Genomic DNA, 17,727 nt, shown 5'->3' on the forward strand with positions numbered 1-17,727 from the left:
CGGCGGCCCCGGCCCGTCGCCGGGTCCGGCCCGTCGGCGCCGCGCCGGAATGCGGTCAGCGTGCGGGCTTCGGGCAGGACGGATGGGTGCCGGCGGTGACCAGTTCGGCGACCGCGTGGCGCGGGTCGCCGCTGGTCACCAGTCCCTCGCCGACGAGCACCGCGTCGGCACCCGCGCCGGCGTAGGTGAGCAGGTCGGAGGGACCGCGCACGCCGGACTCGGCGATCTTGACGACCTCGGTCGGCAGTCCCGGCGCGATGCGGGCGAACGTGCTCTTGTCGACCTCGAGGGTCTTGAGGTTGCGGGCGTTGACCCCGATGACGGTGGCGCCGGCCTCGAGGGCACGGGTCGCCTCCTCCTCGGTGTGCACCTCGACGAGCGCCGTCATGCCGAGAGATTCGACGCGGTCGATCAGCGACGTCAGCACGGGCTGCTCGAGCGCGGCGACGATGAGCAGCACGATGTCCGCGCCGTGGGCACGCGCCTCGTGGATCTGGTACGGGCCGACGATGAAGTCCTTGCGCAGCACCGGGATCCGCACCGCGCGCCGCACGGCGTCGAGATCGTCGAGACTGCCCTGGAAGCGGCGCTGCTCGGTGAGCACGCTGATCGCGCGGGCACCGCCGGCCTCGTAGGCCTTGGCGAGTTCGGCGGGGTCGGTGATGTCGGCGAGCGCCCCCTTCGACGGGCTGGCCCGCTTGACCTCGGCGATGACGGCGATTCCCGGCTCGAGCAACGCGGCCTTGGCGTCGATCGGCGGGGGCGCGGCAGCAGCGGCGGCCTTGACCGCGGCGAAGTCGAGGACCGCCTCCCGGGCGGCGACGTCGGCGCGCACCCCTTCGAGTATCGAGTCGAGAACTGTCATCGTGGCTCGAAGTCCTTTCGCCCCTGTCAATCCGATGTGAGAAAACTCATCGGAGTTTCTTGAAGAGTAGTGTGCGCGCTCACCGGCCCGTGCGGCGGGTCCCCGAATCGTCGGCGCCGCCCTCTCCCCCTCGATCGGCGGCCGGGTCGTCGGCGACGTCCACCGTGGGGTCCTCGCCCGCGTCGAGCGCGTCCCACAGGGTGCGTTCGGTGACCGGCTCGTCGGCGGTGTCCCGGCGGGTGGTGGCCTCGCGGCGGGCGGCCGGGCTGTCGTACTTCGACGACAGTCCGGCCTCGGCCCGCGGGGTGCGCCACAGCTGCACGGCGGCGGCCAGCGCGGCCACGGCGCCGGCGAGGGCGAGCACGGCCGGCCCGGCCGCGACGGTGAGGGAGGTGACCTCGGCGCGTGCGGGCAGCTCCGCGATGCGCGCCGCGGTCGCGTCGTCGGCGCCGCCGGCGAGCAGCCCCACCGCCGGGACGGCGGCGGCGACCGCGACGACCGCGACGAGCACGGCCAGTATCCGCAGCGCCCATCCGCGCACCGCGAACGACGCCGCGACGGCCGCCAGCAGCGTCAGCGCGAGCGGAGTCAGCGCCGCCGCCCAGGTGCCGCCGACGAGGGTGGTGACCCGGTCCTCGCCGAGGCCGTCGGAGGACGTGACGGTCACCCAGGTCAGGCGGCTCGCGCCCCACAGCGCGACGGCGCCGATCGCGAGCAGCAGCGCGGCGACCGCGCCGGCCCGCCGCCGGGGCGCGCGGGTGGCGCTCACCTGCGGTCCCCCTCGTACGGGGTGAGGGTGCCGGCCGCGGCGACGGCGGAGAGCACGGCCATGGCCTTGTTGCGGGCCTCGGTGTCCTCGTAGACCGGATCGGAGTCGGCGACGACGCCGGCACCGGCTTGCACGTAGGCGACGCCGTCCTTGACCAGGGCCGAGCGGATGGCGATGGCGGTGTCGGCGTCGCCGGCGAAATCGAGGTAGCCCACGATGCCGCCGTAGATGCCGCGGCGGGTCGGCTCGAGTTCGTCGATCAGTTCCATCGCCCGGACCTTGGGCGCGCCGGACAGGGTGCCGGCGGGGAAGCACGCGGTGACCGCGTCGAGGGCGTGCCGGCCCGCGGCGAGGCGGCCGGTGACGGTGGAGACCAGGTGCATGACGTGGCTGTAGCGCTCGATGTGCCGGTAGTCGTGGACCTTGACGGTGCCGGGCTCGCACACCCGCCCGAGGTCGTTGCGGCCGAGGTCGACGAGCATGAGGTGCTCGGCGTTCTCCTTCTCGTCGGCGAGGAGGTCCTTCTCGAGGAGGATGTCGTCCTCCTCGCTGGCGCCGCGCCAGCGCGTCCCGGCGATGGGATGGGTGGTGGCGACCCCGTCGGCGACGGTCACGAGCGCCTCCGGGCTCGAGCCCACGATGGAGAACGCCGTGCCGCCGGAGCCGTCGGGGACGTGCATGAGGAACATGTACGGACTCGGATTGGAGGCGCGCAGCATCCGGTACACGTCGATCGGCGCCGCGTGACAGTCGATCTCGAAGCGCTGGGACAGCACCACCTGGAACGCCTCGCCGGCCTCGATCTCGCCGATGAGCCGGCGCACGTCGGCGCCGAAGCTCTCGGTCGTGCGCTGGCGCCGATAGTCGGGGGCGGGCCGGGCGAACGTGGAGACGGTCGACGGGGCGGGCGCGGCCAGGGCCGCCGTCATCCGGTCCAGCCGGGCCACCGCGTCGTCGTAGGCCTCGTCGACGCGTTCGTCGGAGCCGTCCCAGTTGACGGCGTTGGCGATGAGCGTGATCGCACCCTCGTGGTGGTCGACGGCGGCGAGGTCGGTGGCGAGCATCATCACCGTCTCGGGAATCTGCAGGTCGTCGACGGCGTGCTCGGGCAGCCGCTCGATGCGTCGCACGACGTCGTAGCCGAGGTAGCCGACCATGCCGCCGGTCAGCGGCGGCAGGCCGTGCAGCCGCTCGGTGTGCAGCAGCTCCAGGGTCCGGCGCAGCACGTCGAGCGGGTCGCCCCCGGTGGGGGCGCCGGCGGGCACGTGGCCGTACCAGGTGGCCTCCCCGTCGACGACGGTGAGCGCGGCCGGGCTGCCGGCTCCGATGAACGACCACCGCGACCACGACCGGCCGTTCTCGGCGGACTCGAGCAGGAAGGTGCCGGGCCGGTCGGCGGCGAGCTTGCGGTACGCCGACAGCGGGGTCTCCGCGTCGGCGAGCACCTTGCGGGTCACCGGAACGACGCGGTGCTCGGCGGCGAGCAGCCGGAACTGCTCGCGGGTGGTGGTGGAGTCGGGTCGGCCGCCCTCGGTGAGGTCGGGGGCCGCTGCGGGGATGGTGGTGGGCTCGCCGGACATGGCGCCCATCATCCCAGGGCCTGCCGCGGCGGGCGCGGCCGCGGTAGCGTCGCCGGACATGAGAGCCGGTGACATCGCCCCCGATTTCACGTCGAGCGACCAGGACGGCCGTCCGCGGACGCTGTCCGCGCTGCTGGCGGACGGGCCGGTGGTGCTGTTCTTCTACCCGGCCGCGTTCACCCCGGTCTGCACGGCCGAGGCGTGCCACTTCCGGGATCTGGCGGCCGAGTTCGCCGCCGTCGGCGCCACCCGGGTCGGGATCAGCACCGACCCGGTGGACCGGTTGGGCGCGTGGTCGACGCGGCAGTCGTTCGACTACCCCCTGCTGTCCGATCCGGACGGCGCGGTGGCGGCGCAGTTCGGGGTGCGCCGGGGGCTGCTCGGCCGGCTCTCGCCGGTCAAGCGGACCACCTTCGTGCTGGACACCGACCGCACCGTCCTCGAGGTGATCGCCAGCGAGGTGCGCCCCGGCGTGCACGCGGACCGCGCGCTCGCGGTGCTGCAGGCCCGGCGCGCGAGCCGGGACTGACGGTCAGTCCACCTGGACGGAACGCTTGGCCAGGCCCATCCAGAACCCGTCGATCACCTGCCGGGGCGCCTGCTCCGGGTCGCTCGACGCGCCGAGGGTGACGAACAGCGGGGCGAAGTGCTCGATCGTGGGGTGGGCGTACGGCATGCCGGGCGCCCGGGTGCGGAAGTCGAGCAGGCCGTCGACGTCGCCGGCAGCGAGCCGCTCGGCGGCCCAGGCGTCGAACTCGGCGGACCAGCCGGGCGCGACGGCCTCGGGGCGCGGGTCGCGCAGGAACGGCAGGCCGTGCGTGGTGAAGCCGGAGCCGATGACGAGCACCCCCTCCTCCCGGAGCGGGCGCAGCCGCCGGCCGAGCGCGAGCAGGCGCTGCGGATCGAGGGTGGGCAGCGAGATCTGCAGGACCGGGATGTCCGCGTCCGGGTACATGACGGTGAGCGGCACGTACGCGCCGTGGTCGAGACCGCGGTGCGGCTGCTGCACGACCGGTTCGCCGTCGGGCATCAGCGCGGCCACCTTGCGTGCGAGGTCGGGGGCGCCGGGCGCAGGGTAGGTGACCTCGTAGAAGCGGCGGGGAAAGCCGCCGAAGTCGTACACGAGCGGGGTGCCGGTGGTGGTGGCACCGATGGTCAGCGGCGCGGACTCCCAGTGCGCGGAGACCACGAGGATCGCGGTGGGGGTCGGCAGGTCGGCGGCCCAGCGTTGCAGCTGCGCCACCCACGTCGCGCTGTCGACCAGGGGCGGTGCGCCGTGGCTGAGGAACAGGGCGGGCATGGGGCTCACACGGACTCCTAAGGTTGAAGCTTCAACAATACTACCCGATACAGCACCGGCACCGTCCGAAATGTTCCCGGCCTGCGGGGATGGATCGGCGCGGGCGCGGGTATCCGCCCCCCATGACCGGAACAGAGGGCCTGAAGGTGGTCGTCACGGGCGCGACCGGAAACGTGGGCACCAGCGTCACGGCGGCGCTCGGCGCCCAGGACGCAGTCGGATCGGTGGTCGGCATCGCCCGCCGCCCCACCGACTGGCGCTGCCGCAAGACCGAGTTCGTCGTCGCCGACGTCGCCGACGACGACCTGCACGAGCTGCTGCGCGACGCGGCGGCCGTCGTCCACCTCGCCTGGCTCTTCCAGCCCACGCACAAACCCGAGATCACCTGGCGCAACAACGTGCTCGGATCGATCCGGGTGTTCGAGACCGTCGCCGAGGTGGGCGTGCCCACCCTCGTCCACGCGTCGTCGGTCGGCGCCTACTCGCCGGGACCGCAGGACGAACGGGTCGACGAGCGCTGGCCCACCCACGGCTGGCCCGGCGCGGCGTACCCGCGGGAGAAGGCGTACCTCGAACGCTGGCTCGACACGTTCGAACTGCGGCACCCCGACATCCGGGTGGTCCGGATGCGTCCCGGATTCCTCTTCAAGCGCGAGTCCGCGACCGCGCAGCGCCGGTTGTTCGCCGGGCCGCTCCTCCCCGGCCGCCTCGTCCGGGCCCTGCCGGTCGTCCCCCGCACCGCCGGACTGCGGATGCAGGTCCTGCACACCGACGACGCCGCCGACGCCTACGTCCGGGCCGTGCTCCGGCCGGTGCGGGGCGCATTCAACCTCGCCGCCGAACCCCCCGTCGACGCCGAGGTCCTCGCCGAGATCCTCGGCGCCCGCACGGTGCCCGTCCCGCCGGCGGCGCTGCACGCGGCCGTCGCCGCGGCCTGGCACGCACGGCTCGCCCCCGCCTCCCCCGGCCTGGTCGACACGGTGCTGCGGCTGCCGCTCATGGACTGCACCCGCGCCCGCACCGACCTCGAGTGGATTCCCCGGTTCTCGCCGCGCGCCACCCTCGAGGAGTTCCTCACCGGGCTCCGCGACGGCGCCGGGCTGCCGACACCGCCGCTGGCGGAGGACAGCGTGGGCCGCCGGCTGCACGAGGTCGCCACCGGCATGGGGCAGCGCCCCTGACCGCCCGCCCCGACGGACGCCCGGCGTCCCGCGCCGGCCGTCCCGATAGGGTGGACGATCGAGAAAGGACGGTGCATCAGTGGGCTCCGCACAGATCGACGACACCGAGTGGCTGACCGCATCCCAGCAGCGGGCCTGGCGGAAGCTGGTGGCGCTGATCACCCGCCTGCCGGCCGCGCTGGACACGCAGCTGCAGCGCGACTCCGCGCTCACCCACTTCGACTACTCGGTCCTCGCCGAGCTGTCCGAGGCACCCGAGCGGCGGCTGCGGCTGTCCGAGCTGGCACAGCTGTCGAACGCGTCGCTGTCCCGGCTGTCGCACGTGGTGACCAAGCTGGAGAACGCCGGATGGGTGTGCCGCCGGAGCGTGCCCGGCACGCGCGGCTCGTACGCGGTGCTCACCGACGCCGGCATGACCAAGCTCGTCGAGGCGGCACCCGGTCACGTCGCGACCGTCCAGGCCCTGGTGTTCCAGGGCCTCGACGACGATCAGGTCGCCGCGCTGACCGACCTCGGTACCGCGCTGCTCACCCAGCTCGACAAGGGCATCGCCGCCGGCACCGGGAAGGCCTGACCGGGCAGGGTGCGCCCCCGCTGTGGCCGCGGCCGCGCACCCGTCGAACCCTCACCCGTTGAACCCCTGGGCCCGCAGATCGCGGGCCAGATGGTCGCGCTGCTCGATCACCAGGCGCCGCAACGCCGCCGGGGCGTCGGCGTGCGCGTCGAGCCACCGGTCGCACGGCCCGAGCGTGTTTCCGGCGGGGAACAGACCGACCACGATCCGGCGCGCGATCTCGATGCTGCGCTCGGACCACACCGCCCGGAGCGCGGCGAAGTAGTCGTCGTCGTACGGGGCGATCAGATCCCGGTGCGCCCCGGCCCGGAACCCCGCGATGGTGGCGTCGAGGTGCTCGTTCGACAGCGCCGTGTCGGAGAAGACCGCACTCCAGGCCTGCGCCTTGACCGCGGCGAGCGGTCGCGCGGCCAGGGCGCGCAGGTGCGCGGTCCGTCCGGAACCGGTGTCGTCGCGGGCGAGTTCGCCGTCGAGATCGGCCGGCTCCGCGTGCCCGGTCGCCGCCAGCGCGGTCCACATCTGCCAGCGCAGATCCGGGTCCAGCGGCAGCCCCGCGGGTGCCGGACCGGTGCCGTCGAGGATCGCGCGCAGGTCGGCGGCGTGGGCGTCGTCGACAGTGGCGGCCGCGGCGACCGCGCGGGCCCAGGCGAGCTGCTCACCCGATCCCGGGGTGGCGGCGCACACGGCCGTCCATGCCGCCTCGAGCCAGACGCGACGCTGCCGGGACCGGCTCGCGGCGGGCAGAAAGTGCTCGATCGCGTAGGGTGCGTTCGCCAGCAGTGCGGCCAGCAGGGCCGGATTCGGTTCGGCCACCGCGAATCCGCGGACCATGGACAGGTACCGCGCCGCGGTCAGCTCGCTGTCGCGGGTGGCGTTCCACAACGCCGACCAGATCAACCCCCGGGCCAGCGGGTCGACGACACGATCGAGCGAATGCTCCACCGTCTCCAGCGACCGCGGGTCGAGCCGCACCTTGGCGTAGGTCAGGTCGGCGTCGTTGAGCAGGATCAGCGGCGCGGCCGCCGACTCGATCGGTGTGCGCTCGGCCTCCAGGTCGACCTCGACCCGCTGCCGGCAGACCAGGTCGCCGGCCTCGTCGAAGTCGTAGTGGCCCACAGCCAGCCGGTGGGGCCGCGCCGGCGTCTGGACGATCGCGGACCGTCCCTCCCCCGCGTCCTCGAGCATCAGGGTCGACACGCCGGTGGTCTGCAACCAGGCGCGCGCCCACCCCGAGAGGTCTCGTCCCGAGGTCGCCGACAACTCGGTGAGCAGATCGGCGAGGGTGGTGTTCCCGAAGGCGTGCCGGCGGAAGTAGCGCCGTGCACCCTCGAAGAAGGCGTCCCGCCCCACGTACGCGACGAGTTGTTTGAGGACTCCCGCGCCCTTCGCGTACGTGATGCCGTCGAAGTTCAGTTTGGCGGCCTCGAGGTCGACGATGTCGGCGACGATCGGGTGGGTCGTGGGCAACTGGTCCTGCAGATAGGCCCAGGCCTTGCGCCGGTTGGCGAAGGCGACCCAGGCGTCGGTCCACTCGGTGGCCTCGGCACTGACCAGCGAGCCCATGTAGTCGGCGAACGACTCCTTGAGCCACAGGTCGTCCCACCACTTCATGGTGACGAGGTCCCCGAACCACATGTGGGCCATCTCGTGCAGGATCGTGTTCGCGCGGGCCTGGTACTGCGCGGCGGTGGCGGCTCCGCGGAACACGTACGCTTCGGTGAAGGTGACGCACCCGGGGTTCTCCATGGCACCGAGGTTGTATTCGGGGACGAACACCTGGTCGTACTTGCCGAACGGGTAGGGGTAGCCGAAGTGGTCGGCGTAGAAGTCCATTCCCTGCCGGGTCACTTCGAAGATCGTGTCGGCGTCGAGGTACCGCGCCAGGGAGGCGCGGCACAGCACGGCGAGCGGCACCGCGAGTTCGTTCCGGCTCCAAGAAGATTCGGCGTGGTGGTACGGGCCCGCCACGATCGCGGTGATGTAGGTGGAGATCGGCAGCGTCGGTGCGAACACCACCTTCTGCGCGTCGCCGATCGACTCGCGTTCGGCGACATGCTGATTGGACAGCACCTGCCATTTCGCCGGGGCGGACACGACGAACGTGAACGGCGCCTTCAGATCCGGCTGCTCGAAGCACGCGAACACCCGTCGCGCGTCCGCGGGTTCGTACTGCGTGTACAGGTAGGTCTGCCCGTCGGCCGGATCGACGTACCGGTGCAGGCCCTCACCGGACCGGCTGTACTCCGCGGCGGCGACGACGGTGACGACGTTGTGCTCACGCAGGCCGCTCAGCGCGATGCGCGCGCCGTCGTAGCGGACGGGCACCGGCTCGCCGTTGAGCACGACCGACTCGACGCCGGCGCCGAGGAAGTCGAGCCACGTCGCGTCCGCGGCTGCCGTGAACTCGACCGTCGTCGTGGTCGCGAAACAGGCGCTCCCGGCATCCGGGGCGCCGCGCAGGTCGAGTTCCACCCGGTAGCTGCGGACCGTCACCGCCCGGGAACGCTCGGCGGTTTCGGCTCGGGTCAGATTCGCGGACGCCATACGCCGATCCTGCCAGGATCCGCTCGCCGAGATCGACGGCCGGCAGCGCCCGTCGCGGGGCGCCCTGTCCCGGGGGCGGTGCACCTCACCCGAGCGGGACACCCCCGACGCCCCACTGCTCCCGCGGCACCTCGGTGATGGTCACCCACACCGACGTCGCATCCTTGCCGGTTGCCTCGGCGTAGGCCTTGGTCACCGCCTCGATGGTGGCGCGCTTCTGTTCGACGGTGAGACCGGGGGTCTGGCTGATCTGGATGAGAGGCATGGGGAGATTGTGCCGCACCGCCGACGGAGCGGGCACCGGGAGGTGTAACGAAACAATCCGGTCGGTCGATTTGGTTCACGACCGCCGTTCACGACCTGCCTCGCCTCTCGGAAGGATGCAGCATGGGATCCTCGGAACTGTTCACGGAGTTCGTCGGTTGGGCCGCAGAAGGTTTCCTCACGGACGATCCGATCCGGTCCGCCATCGGCACCGTCGTGTACCTCGGCCTGGGTCTCTGGAGCCTGCTCACCGGCGCGCCGATCGTCATCTGACGCCCGCGACACCGCCGGTGTGTCCTTTGGACGGCTGGAGCCGCCCAAAGGACGCACCCGCGCCGAAGGCGCCTACTCGCCGGCGAGCAGGACGTCGGCGTCGAAGCACGTGTGGGTGCCGGTGTGGCACGCGGCCCCGACCTGGTCGACGACGAGCAACACCGTGTCGCCGTCGCAGTCGAGCCGCACCTCGTGCACGTACTGGGTGTGGCCGGAGGTCTCGCCCTTGACCCAGTACTGGCCGCGCGAACGCGAGAAGTAGGTGGCGGTACGGGTCTCTAGGGTACGGGCGAGCGCCTCGTCGTCCATCCACGCCATCATCAGCACCTCGCCGGTGGCACGTTCCTGGGCGACGGCGGCGAACAGCCCCGCCTCGTTGCGCTTGAGCCGCGCCGCGATCGCCGGATCCAGCCTGCTCATCGCACCTCGATCCCCTCGGCGCGCATCGCCGCCTTGACCTGCGGGATGGTGAGTTCCCCGAAGTGGAACACGCTGGCCGCGAGGACCGCGTCGGCGCCGGCGTGCACGGCGGGGGCGAAGTGCTCGACAGCTCCCGCGCCGCCGCTGGCGATCACCGGCACGTGCACCGCGGCGCGCACCGCCTGGATCATCGGCAGGTCGAAGCCGGACTTGGTGCCGTCGGCGTCCATCGAGTTCAGCAGGATCTCCCCCACGCCGAGTTCCGCGCCGCGGCGTGCCCATTCGACGGCGTCGATGCCGGTGCCGCGGCGGCCGCCGTGCGTGGTGACCTCCCATCCCGACGGGGTGTCCTCCTCGCCGTCGGGCACGGTGCGGGCGTCGACGGACAGCACGATGCACTGCGACCCGAACCGCTCGGACATCTCGCGCAACACCTCCGGGCGGGCGATGGCGGCGGTGTTGATGCTGACCTTGTCCGCGCCGGCCCGCAGCAGCCGGTCCACGTCCTCGACGGTGCGGACGCCGCCGCCGACGGTGAGCGGGATGAACACCTGCTCGGCGGTGCGGCTGACCACGTCGAGCATGGTGCCGCGGTCGCCGCTCGACGCGGTGACGTCGAGGAAGGTCAACTCGTCCGCGCCCTGCAGGTCGTACGCCGCGGCGAGTTCGACGGGATCACCGGCGTCGCGCAGGTTCTCGAAGTTCACCCCCTTGACGACGCGGCCGGCGTCGACGTCCAGACACGGGATCACCCGGACTGCCAGGGTCATGGAATTCGGTCCTCCTCGGGGACGGGACCGGGAAGCGATCCCACGATGTCGAGTATCTCCTCGTGCACGCCGGGGGCGCCGGCGACCACAGAGCCGGAGCCGATGCGCCAGGGCTTGCCGGCGAAGTCGGTGGCGAGACCACCGGCCGCCCGCACCAGGGCCACGCCGGCGGCGTTGTCCCACGGGTGGTGCCCGAAGACGACGGCGGCGCCGAGCACCCCGGCCGCCGTGTACGCCAGGTCCACCCCGGTGGAACCGTGCATGCGCAGGCGCGACACCCGGCGGCTCAGCTCGGTGATGACCTCGAGCCGGCGCCGGCCCGGGATACGCCCGCGGCTGTCGATGTCGAAGCTGCCCACGCCGACCATCACGTCCGCCAGCGCCGCCGGCTGCAGCGGCGGCTGGGGACGACCGTTGCGCAGCAGCGGCCCGTCCGCGGCGGCCGCGAACCGGTCGCCGACGAACGGCAGCCAGGTCAGCCCGAGGATCGGGTCGCCGTCGCGGACGAGTGCGAGCAGGATTCCCGCGGTGGGCAGCCCGGCGGAGTAGTTGACGGTGCCGTCGATCGGGTCGAGCAGCCACACCGTGCCCGAATCGGCTTCGGGACCGCCGAACTCCTCACCGTGCACGGCAATGCCCGTGCGCCGCTCCAGTTCCGTGGAGATGCGCCGTTCGAGTTCGAGGTCGAGGTCGGTGGCGAAGTCGTTGGGCCCCTTGTTCACCGAGCGCGGCGCGCCGCGACCGGCGACGAAACGCTCCGACGCCGCGTCGAGCACCTCACCGGCGACGGCGAGCAGGCTGGACAGATCGGCGGGCGCGGTCATCGGATCAGCGTGAGACCGCGTCGAGGGCCTCGGTGAGCGTGAACCGGCCCGCGTACAGCGCCTTGCCGACGATGGCGCCCTCGACGCCCCGGTCGACGAGGCCGGCGATCGCCCGCAGATCGTCGAGGGCGGACACGCCGCCGGAGGCGACGACGGGAGCGTCGGTGGCTGCGCAGACCTGGGCGAGCAGATCGAGGTTGGGGCCGGTGAGCGTGCCGTCCTTGGTGACGTCGGTGACGACGTAGCGGCTGCAGCCGTCGCGGTCGAGCCGCGCGAGGACCTCCCACAGGTCGCCGCCGTCGGAGACCCAGCCGCGGCCGCGCAGGCGCCACTGCCCGTCGATGAGCTTGACGTCGAGCCCGACGGCGATGCGGTCGCCGTACTCGGCGATGGCGCGGGCGCACCAGTCGGGATCCTCGATGGCGGCGGTGCCGAGGTTGACGCGAGCGCACCCGGTGGCCAGCGCCGCCTCGAGGGACTCGTCGTCGCGGATCCCGCCGGAGAGCTCTACCTTCACGTCCAGTTCGCCGACGACCTCGGCGAGGAGTTCGCGGTTGGAGCCGCGTCCGAAGGCGGCGTCGAGATCGACGAGGTGCACCCATTCGGCGCCGGCGTTCTGCCACTCGAGGGCGGCGTCGCGGGGAGAGCCGTAGCTGGTCTCGCTGCCCGCCTCTCCCTGGACGAGGCGAACTGCTTCACCGTTGGCGACATCGACTGCAGGCAAAAGGACCAGGCTCACTGCGCCCATGCTAGTGGGTCGCGGCGGTCGCGGAGAACCGGCCCCGACGGTCACCCCGCACCGTCGCCGCGCGGCGTGTCGTCACCGTCGCCGCGCGGCGTGTCGTCACCGTCGCGGCGCGGCGTGTCGCTGCCGTCACGGCGCGGGGTGTCGTTGCCGTCGGGACCGAAGGCGCGGCGCGTCGTCCGGGTCGAGACGACGCCCATCGCGGCGATCGCGCCGGCCACGCCGGCGAGGGCGACGATCAACCCGACGACGGGCCCCGGTCGCAGCACCACGATGACGACGGTGGCGAGCAGGAGCACGCCCGTGGCGGCGCCCAGTGCCGTCAGCGCGAGCCGGCCGAGCGAGAACTCCGGCCGGGCCGGGTCGTCGCCGCCGGCCCCGCCGCGGTTCACAAACTGCCGACCCAATTGCGCAGCAGCTCGGCCCCCGCGTCGCCGGACTTCTCGGGATGGAACTGCGTCGCAGACAACGGGCCGTTCTCGACCGCGGCGAGGAACCGCCCGCCGTGCTCCGCCCAGGTCAGCGCGGGCGGGGCGAACAGCTCCGACGGCGGCAGCTCCCACTTCTGCGCGGCGTAGGAGTGCACGAAGTAGAACCGGGTGTCGCGGTCCATGCCGGCGAACAGCACGCTGTTGTCGGGGGCCTCGACGGTGTTCCAGCCCATGTGCGGCAGCACCGGCGCGTCGAGACGTTCGACGGTGCCGGGCCATTCGCCACATCCGTCGGTCTCGACACCGAATTCCACGCCCTTGTCGAAGAGGATCTGCATGCCGACGCAGATGCCGAGCACCGGACGGCCGCCGGCGAGTCGCTGCCCGATGATCCGGTCCCCGCGCACCGCCTTCAGTCCCGCCATGCACGCCGCGAACGCGCCGACGCCGGGCACGACCAGGCCGTCGGCGGCGAGCGCGACCTGCGGGTCGGCGGTCACCTCCACCTGCACGCCGGTGCGCGCCACCGCGCGCGTCGCCGAATGCAGATTGCCGGAGCCGTAGTCGAGGACGGCGACCTTGGTTGCGCTCATGGGCTCGATTCTATGGGGCCGCGGCGGGCCGCTCCGACGGCCCGGCGATCCGGGCGAGCAGCGGCAGGATCGGCACGAGCAGCGCGGCGGTCGCGAACGCGGCGGGATAGCCTGCGACGGTGGCGATCCCGCCGAGCAGCAGCGATCCGGCCCCGGTGCCCGCGTCGAAGCCGATGTTCCAGGCGGCGCTCGCGGCGCCGACATGGGCGGGCCCGGCGCGACGGAACGCAAGCATCAGGGCGTCGTTCTGCACGACGCCGAAGCCGAGGCCGAATGCCACCGCCGCACCGAGCAGGACCGCCGCGCCGCCGCGATCGTCCGCGGCGAGCGCGAACGGCACCATCGCCACGGCGGCCAGGCCGAGCCCGGCCGGCAGGAGCCGGCCCGCGCCGATCCGGTCCGCGACCGCACCGGCGCCGTAGCGACCGACGAGGGTGGACGCGCTGATCAGCGCCAACGCGAGCGCCACCTGGCCCGAGGCCGCGGGCACGGCGATCGACAGCAGCGAGGTGAGGCCGCCGTAGGCGACGGCACCCGCGGCGATCGCCACCGCCGGCAGGGCCAGAGCCCGCAGCGGCGTGCGGCTTCCGGCCGCGCCGGTCTGCCGGGTGACCACCTGCGGCAGGCGCGCGATCGCGACGAGCGCGAGCGTGGGCACCGCCGCGCCGAGCACGAACACGGGTGCGGTGGAGGCCCGCTCGGCGACCGCCAGTCCGAGCGGCAGTCCGACCATCTGCGCCGCGGCGATCGCGATGCCCTGTGCGCCGGTGGCGCGGCCGAGCAGCCGGGCGGGCGCGAGTTCGGCCACGAGGGCGGCGCTGGCCACGGTGATCATGCCGAAGCCGATCCCCCGCACCGCGGAGGTCGGCAGCACCACGGCCGGGTGCAGCGACAGCAGGAGCAGCAGCGACGGCAGGCCCAGCAGCAGGCATCCTGCGGCGAGCACGGGCCGGTAGCCGCGGGCCCGCACCAGGCGCGGCACCGCCGGTTGGGTGAGCACCGTCGCGCCCATGAACACCGCCGTCACCGCGCCGGCGAGGGTGCCGCTGCCGCCGGCGTCGGCGACGGCCCGGGGCACTACGGGCAGCAGCAGGGAGAACCCGGCGAACGCGCCCGCCGCCATCGCCCAGGCGGCGGGCAGCCCCGGCACCGCGAACAGGCCCGGCCGATCCGACGACGTCAGAGCAGCCTCAGCACACCGGCGATCGCGGCGAGCAGGGTCAGCGCCAGCAGCACCCCGGCGAAGAGGGTGTTGCCGCCCCGCCACGTCGACCAGGTGCCACCCGCGGCGAGGCCGGCGAGCATGAACAGGCCGTACGTCAGGACGACGTCCACTACAGGGTGCCCTTGGTCGACGGCACGCCGCTGACCCGGGGATCCGGTTCGACGGCCTGGCGCAGCGCCCGCGCGACGGCCTTGAACTCGGCCTCGGTGATGTGGTGCTGGTCGCGGCCGTAGAGCACGCGTACGTGCAGGGCGATGCGGGCGTGGAAGGCGAGGGATTCGAACACGTGCTTGTTGATCACGGTCGAGTACGGCACGCCGGGGTAGCCGCCGATCACCGAGTGCACCATGTAGTCCGGTTCGCCGGTGTGCACGCAGTAGGGCCGGCCGGAGACGTCCACCGCCGCGTGCGCGAGGGTCTCGTCCATCGGAATGAACGCGTCGCCGAAGCGGCGGATGCCCCGCTTGTCCCCGAGTGCCTGATTCAGCGCCTGACCGAGGACGATCGCGGTGTCCTCGACGGTGTGGTGCGCCTCGATCTCGATGTCGCCCTGGGCGCGCACGGTCAGGTCGAAGCTGGCGTGCTGACCGAGCGCGGTGAGCATGTGGTCGTAGAACGGGACACCGGTGGTGATGTCGGTGCGGCCGGTGCCGTCGAGGTTCAGCTCGACGACGATGGACGACTCCTTGGTGGCACGCTCGATCCGCGCGGTGCGCGGGGTGGGGGTGGTCTGCTCGCTCATCGCCCGTCCTCGATCTCGGTGGCGGCGAGCTTCTCGCTCACCCGTAGCAGTTCGTCGTTCTCGTGGGCCAGGCCCACGGTGGTGCGCAGGAACCCGGGGATACCGACGTCCCGGATCAGCACACCCTCGTCGAGGTAGCGCTGCCAGGTCGCGGCGGCATCGGCGAAGCGCCCGAACAGGATGAAGTTCGCGTCCGAAGGCACCACGTGGTAGCCGAATCGGGTCAGCTCGGTCGCGATGCGGTCGCGTTCGGCGCACAGCCGCGCGACCGAGCCGAGGGTCTCGTCGGCGTGCCGCAGCGCGGCCCGGGCGGCAGCCTGGGTGATCACCGACAGGTGGTAGGGCAGCCGCACGAGCAGCAGTGCCTCGACGAACGCGGGCGCGGCGGCGAGGTAGCCGAGCCGGCCCCCGGCGAACGCGAACGCCTTGCTCATAGTGCGCGAGACGATCACCTTGGCCGGGAACTCGTCGATCAGCGCGAGCGCGCTGGGGGCGGCGGAGAACTCGGCGTAGGCCTCGTCGACGATCACGATGCCGGGCGCGGCCGCGCAGATCGCGCGCAGCTCGTCGAGCGGGATGCTGTGCCCGGTGGGGTTGTTCGGGCTGGTGACGAACACCACGTCGGGTTGCTGCCGGCGGATCGCGGCCACCGACGAGTCGAGGTCGAGGGTGAAGTCCTCGCCCCGGTAGGTCGGCAGCCACTCGGTCTGGGTGCCGTCGGCGATGATCGGGTGCATCGAGTAGGACGGCACGAATCCCATAGCGGATCGGCCCGGCCCGCCGAAGGCCTGCAGGATCTGCTGCAGGATCTCGTTGGACCCGTTGGCGGCCCAGACGTTCTCGACGCTCACGCCCACCCCGGTCTGCCGGGTCAGGTAGGCGGCGAGGTCGGTGCGCAGCGCGACGGCGTCACGGTCGGGGTAGCGATGCAGCTGCGCGGCGGCCTCGCGCACCGACTCGGCGACGTCGTCGATCAGGGCGCGGGTCGGTGGGTGCGGGTTCTCGTTGGTGTTGAGCTGCACCGGCACCGTCAGCTGCGGCGCACCGTAGGCGGACTTGCCGCGCAGGTTCTCCCGCAGCGGCAGGTCGTCGACGGTGATGCCGGATCCCGGGGCGCTCACTGCAGGTCCTCGAAGCGCAGCCGCACGGCCTCGCCGTGCGCGGGCAGGTCCTCGGCGGTGGCGAGGGTGATCACGTGCCCTGCGACGTCCTCGAGCGCCTCGCGGCTGTACTCGACGACGTGAATGCCGCGCAGGAACGTCTGCACGCTCAGTCCGGACTGGTGCCGGGCGCAGCCGGCGGTGGGCAGCACGTGGTTCGAGCCGGCGCAGTAGTCACCGAGGCTGACCGGCGCCCAGGGGCCGACGAAGATCGCGCCCGCGGCCCGTACCCGCGCGGCGACCGCGGAGGCGTTCTCGGTCTGGATCTCGAGGTGCTCGGCGGCGTAGGCGTCGACGACCTTCAGGCCCTGGTCGAGGTCGTCGACGAGGACGATCCCGGACTGGCTGCCCGACAGCGCGGTCCGTACGCGTTCGCGGTGCTTGGTGAGCTCGAGCTGGGCGGCGACGGCGGCGTCGACGGCGTCGGCGAGCTCGGCGCTGGTGGTGACGAGGACCGACGCGGCCATGACGTCGTGCTCGGCCTGGCTGATCATGTCGGCCGCGACGTGGACCGGATCGGCGGTGTGGTCGGCCAGGATCGCGATCTCGGTGGGGCCGGCCTCGGCGTCGATGCCGACGACGGCGCGGCACAGGCGCTTGGCGGCGGTGACGTAGATGTTGCCCGGGCCGGTGATCATGTCCACGGGCGCGAGTTCGGCGTCGTCGACGGCGGTGCCGTCCGGTGTCACGACGGCGGTGCCGTCCGGTGTCACGACGGCGGTGCCGTCCGGTGTCATGTCGGTGCCGCCGTAGCTGAGCAGCGCCACGGCCTGGGCACCGCCGACGGCCCACACCTCGTCGACGCCGAGCAGGGCGGCAGCGGCGAGGATGGTCGGGTGCGGCAGGCCTCCGAAGTCCGCCTGCGGCGGGGACGCGACGACGAGCGACTCGACGCCGGCGGCCTGGGCGGGCACCACGTTCATCACGACCGACGACGGGTAGACGGCGTTGCCGCCGGGCACGTACAGCCCCACCCGCTCGACCGGCACCCAGCGTTCGGTGACGGTGCCGCCGGGCACGACCTCGGTGACGGTGTCGGTGCGGCGCTGGTCCTGGTGCACCGTGCGGGTGCGTTCGATCGCGACGACCAGCGCCGAGCGCACGGCGGGATCGAGTTCCTCGAGGGCCCGGTCGAGTTCGGCCTTCGGCACCCGCACGCGGTCGGGGCGCACCCCGTCGAACTTCTCGCTGTAGTCGAGGGCGGCGGCGGCGCCTCGGTCGCGCACGTCCTCGACCACGGGCCGCACCTGATGCAGCACCGCGTCCACATCCACTCCGCCGCGGGGCAGCGCGCCCCTCAGCTCCGCAGTGGTGGGGGTTCGACCACGCAGGTCGGTGCGGGCAAGCATGAGGTGTCCTCTCTCGCGAACGGGGGTCCGTTCCATTATCCGTGATGGCGGCGATCGCCCTCGACGGCAGTCCCCGAACGCGCCGTCCGTGCGCCTCGGGGCGGCCGGCGGCCGGACC

Annotated in this window: 21 protein-coding genes; 4 read left to right on the top strand and 17 right to left on the bottom strand. The window is 72.9% G+C overall.

Annotated elements, in window-relative coordinates; all coding sequences use genetic code 11:
• Positions 1–55: 55 nt before the first annotated feature.
• From trpC to KZJ41_RS16030, 3 genes are all read right to left on the bottom strand, one after another.
• Positions 56–865, bottom strand: a complete 810-nt coding sequence (gene trpC, locus KZJ41_RS16020) for an indole-3-glycerol phosphate synthase TrpC (protein WP_006936963.1) — start codon at positions 863–865, stop codon at positions 56–58.
• A gap of 79 nt (positions 866–944) precedes the next feature.
• Entirely contained in the window at positions 945–1,634 is a 690-nt protein-coding gene (locus KZJ41_RS16025; RefSeq protein WP_065922510.1) for a TIGR02234 family membrane protein, read from the bottom strand.
• On the bottom strand, positions 1,631–3,214 hold the full coding sequence (locus tag KZJ41_RS16030) for an anthranilate synthase component I (RefSeq protein WP_006936967.1): 1,584 nt from the start codon (positions 3,212–3,214) through the stop codon (positions 1,631–1,633). The genes KZJ41_RS16025 and KZJ41_RS16030 overlap by 4 nt, the downstream gene beginning before the upstream one ends.
• Before the next feature lie 58 nt (positions 3,215–3,272).
• On the opposite strand from KZJ41_RS16030, the gene KZJ41_RS16035 reads away from it, so the two are divergent.
• Positions 3,273–3,743 (top strand): peroxiredoxin, encoded by a 471-nt coding sequence (locus KZJ41_RS16035; protein WP_065922509.1) that lies wholly within the window; start codon positions 3,273–3,275, stop codon positions 3,741–3,743.
• 3 nt (positions 3,744–3,746) lie between these two features.
• Here the strand turns inward: KZJ41_RS16035 and KZJ41_RS16040 are convergent, their stop codons facing one another.
• Complete coding sequence (locus tag KZJ41_RS16040; protein WP_037200939.1) at positions 3,747–4,514, bottom strand: dioxygenase; 768 nt, start codon at positions 4,512–4,514, stop codon at positions 3,747–3,749.
• 122 nt (positions 4,515–4,636) lie between these two features.
• On the opposite strand from KZJ41_RS16040, the gene KZJ41_RS16045 reads away from it, so the two are divergent.
• The gene (locus KZJ41_RS16045; RefSeq protein WP_006936970.1) at positions 4,637–5,695 is read left to right on the top strand and encodes an NAD-dependent epimerase/dehydratase family protein; all 1,059 of its coding nucleotides are present in this window, start codon (positions 4,637–4,639) and stop codon (positions 5,693–5,695) included.
• A 79-nt stretch (positions 5,696–5,774) separates the two neighbouring features.
• Positions 5,775–6,269, top strand: coding sequence for a MarR family winged helix-turn-helix transcriptional regulator (locus KZJ41_RS16050; RefSeq protein WP_006936971.1), 495 nt, complete (start codon positions 5,775–5,777; stop codon positions 6,267–6,269).
• 51 nt (positions 6,270–6,320) lie between these two features.
• On the opposite strand, the gene pepN is transcribed toward KZJ41_RS16050, so the two are convergent.
• Positions 6,321–8,813 carry an aminopeptidase N gene (gene pepN, locus KZJ41_RS16055; RefSeq protein ID WP_065922508.1) on the bottom strand — a complete coding sequence of 831 codons (2,493 nt, stop codon included), beginning with the start codon at positions 8,811–8,813 and terminating at the stop codon, positions 6,321–6,323.
• An 85-nt stretch (positions 8,814–8,898) separates the two neighbouring features.
• Positions 8,899–9,078 (bottom strand): 2-hydroxymuconate tautomerase family protein, encoded by a 180-nt coding sequence (locus KZJ41_RS16060; protein WP_029544072.1) that lies wholly within the window; start codon positions 9,076–9,078, stop codon positions 8,899–8,901.
• A 122-nt stretch (positions 9,079–9,200) separates the two neighbouring features.
• On the opposite strand from KZJ41_RS16060, the gene KZJ41_RS16065 reads away from it, so the two are divergent.
• Complete coding sequence (locus KZJ41_RS16065; protein WP_006936980.1) at positions 9,201–9,350, top strand: hypothetical protein; 150 nt, start codon at positions 9,201–9,203, stop codon at positions 9,348–9,350.
• 72 nt (positions 9,351–9,422) lie between these two features.
• Here KZJ41_RS16065 and hisI read toward each other — a convergent pair whose 3' ends face one another.
• The 11 genes from hisI to hisD are packed head-to-tail and all read right to left on the bottom strand — an operon-like array spanning position 9,423 to position 17,609.
• On the bottom strand, positions 9,423–9,770 hold the full coding sequence (hisI, locus tag KZJ41_RS16070) for a phosphoribosyl-AMP cyclohydrolase (protein ID WP_006936996.1): 348 nt from the start codon (positions 9,768–9,770) through the stop codon (positions 9,423–9,425).
• Positions 9,767–10,540, bottom strand: coding sequence for an imidazole glycerol phosphate synthase subunit HisF (gene hisF, locus KZJ41_RS16075; protein WP_006936998.1), 774 nt, complete (start codon positions 10,538–10,540; stop codon positions 9,767–9,769). The genes hisI and hisF overlap by 4 nt, the downstream gene beginning before the upstream one ends.
• Positions 10,537–11,364, bottom strand: coding sequence for an inositol monophosphatase family protein (locus KZJ41_RS16080; protein WP_006937000.1), 828 nt, complete (start codon positions 11,362–11,364; stop codon positions 10,537–10,539). Before KZJ41_RS16080 ends, hisF begins: the two co-directional genes overlap by 4 nt.
• A 4-nt stretch (positions 11,365–11,368) precedes the next feature.
• Complete coding sequence (gene priA, locus KZJ41_RS16085) at positions 11,369–12,103, bottom strand: bifunctional 1-(5-phosphoribosyl)-5-((5-phosphoribosylamino)methylideneamino)imidazole-4-carboxamide isomerase/phosphoribosylanthranilate isomerase PriA (RefSeq protein WP_029544076.1); 735 nt, start codon at positions 12,101–12,103, stop codon at positions 11,369–11,371.
• Between the two features lie 50 nt (positions 12,104–12,153).
• Complete coding sequence (locus tag KZJ41_RS16090; protein WP_029544079.1) at positions 12,154–12,501, bottom strand: hypothetical protein; 348 nt, start codon at positions 12,499–12,501, stop codon at positions 12,154–12,156.
• Positions 12,498–13,133 carry an imidazole glycerol phosphate synthase subunit HisH gene (gene hisH, locus KZJ41_RS16095; protein WP_029544081.1) on the bottom strand — a complete coding sequence of 212 codons (636 nt, stop codon included), beginning with the start codon at positions 13,131–13,133 and terminating at the stop codon, positions 12,498–12,500. The genes KZJ41_RS16090 and hisH overlap by 4 nt, the downstream gene beginning before the upstream one ends.
• A 10-nt stretch (positions 13,134–13,143) precedes the next feature.
• Positions 13,144–14,283, bottom strand: coding sequence for an MFS transporter (locus KZJ41_RS16100; RefSeq protein WP_029544083.1), 1,140 nt, complete (start codon positions 14,281–14,283; stop codon positions 13,144–13,146).
• 29 nt (positions 14,284–14,312) lie between these two features.
• Positions 14,313–14,468, bottom strand: coding sequence for a hypothetical protein (locus KZJ41_RS16105; protein WP_006937015.1), 156 nt, complete (start codon positions 14,466–14,468; stop codon positions 14,313–14,315).
• On the bottom strand, positions 14,468–15,100 hold the full coding sequence (gene hisB, locus KZJ41_RS16110) for an imidazoleglycerol-phosphate dehydratase HisB (RefSeq protein WP_029544085.1): 633 nt from the start codon (positions 15,098–15,100) through the stop codon (positions 14,468–14,470). The genes KZJ41_RS16105 and hisB overlap by 1 nt, the downstream gene beginning before the upstream one ends.
• Positions 15,097–16,221 carry a histidinol-phosphate transaminase gene (locus KZJ41_RS16115; RefSeq protein ID WP_006937022.1) on the bottom strand — a complete coding sequence of 375 codons (1,125 nt, stop codon included), beginning with the start codon at positions 16,219–16,221 and terminating at the stop codon, positions 15,097–15,099. The genes hisB and KZJ41_RS16115 overlap by 4 nt, the downstream gene beginning before the upstream one ends.
• A complete protein-coding gene (gene hisD / locus KZJ41_RS16120; protein ID WP_065922507.1) occupies positions 16,218–17,609 on the bottom strand; it encodes a histidinol dehydrogenase in 1,392 nt (463 codons plus the stop codon). The genes KZJ41_RS16115 and hisD overlap by 4 nt, the downstream gene beginning before the upstream one ends.
• Positions 17,610–17,727: the final 118 nt, after the last annotated feature.

This window comes from Rhodococcus sp. 11-3 (assembly GCF_023704055.1).
Taxonomy (GTDB): Bacteria; Actinomycetota; Actinomycetes; order Mycobacteriales; family Mycobacteriaceae; genus Rhodococcus; species Rhodococcus aetherivorans.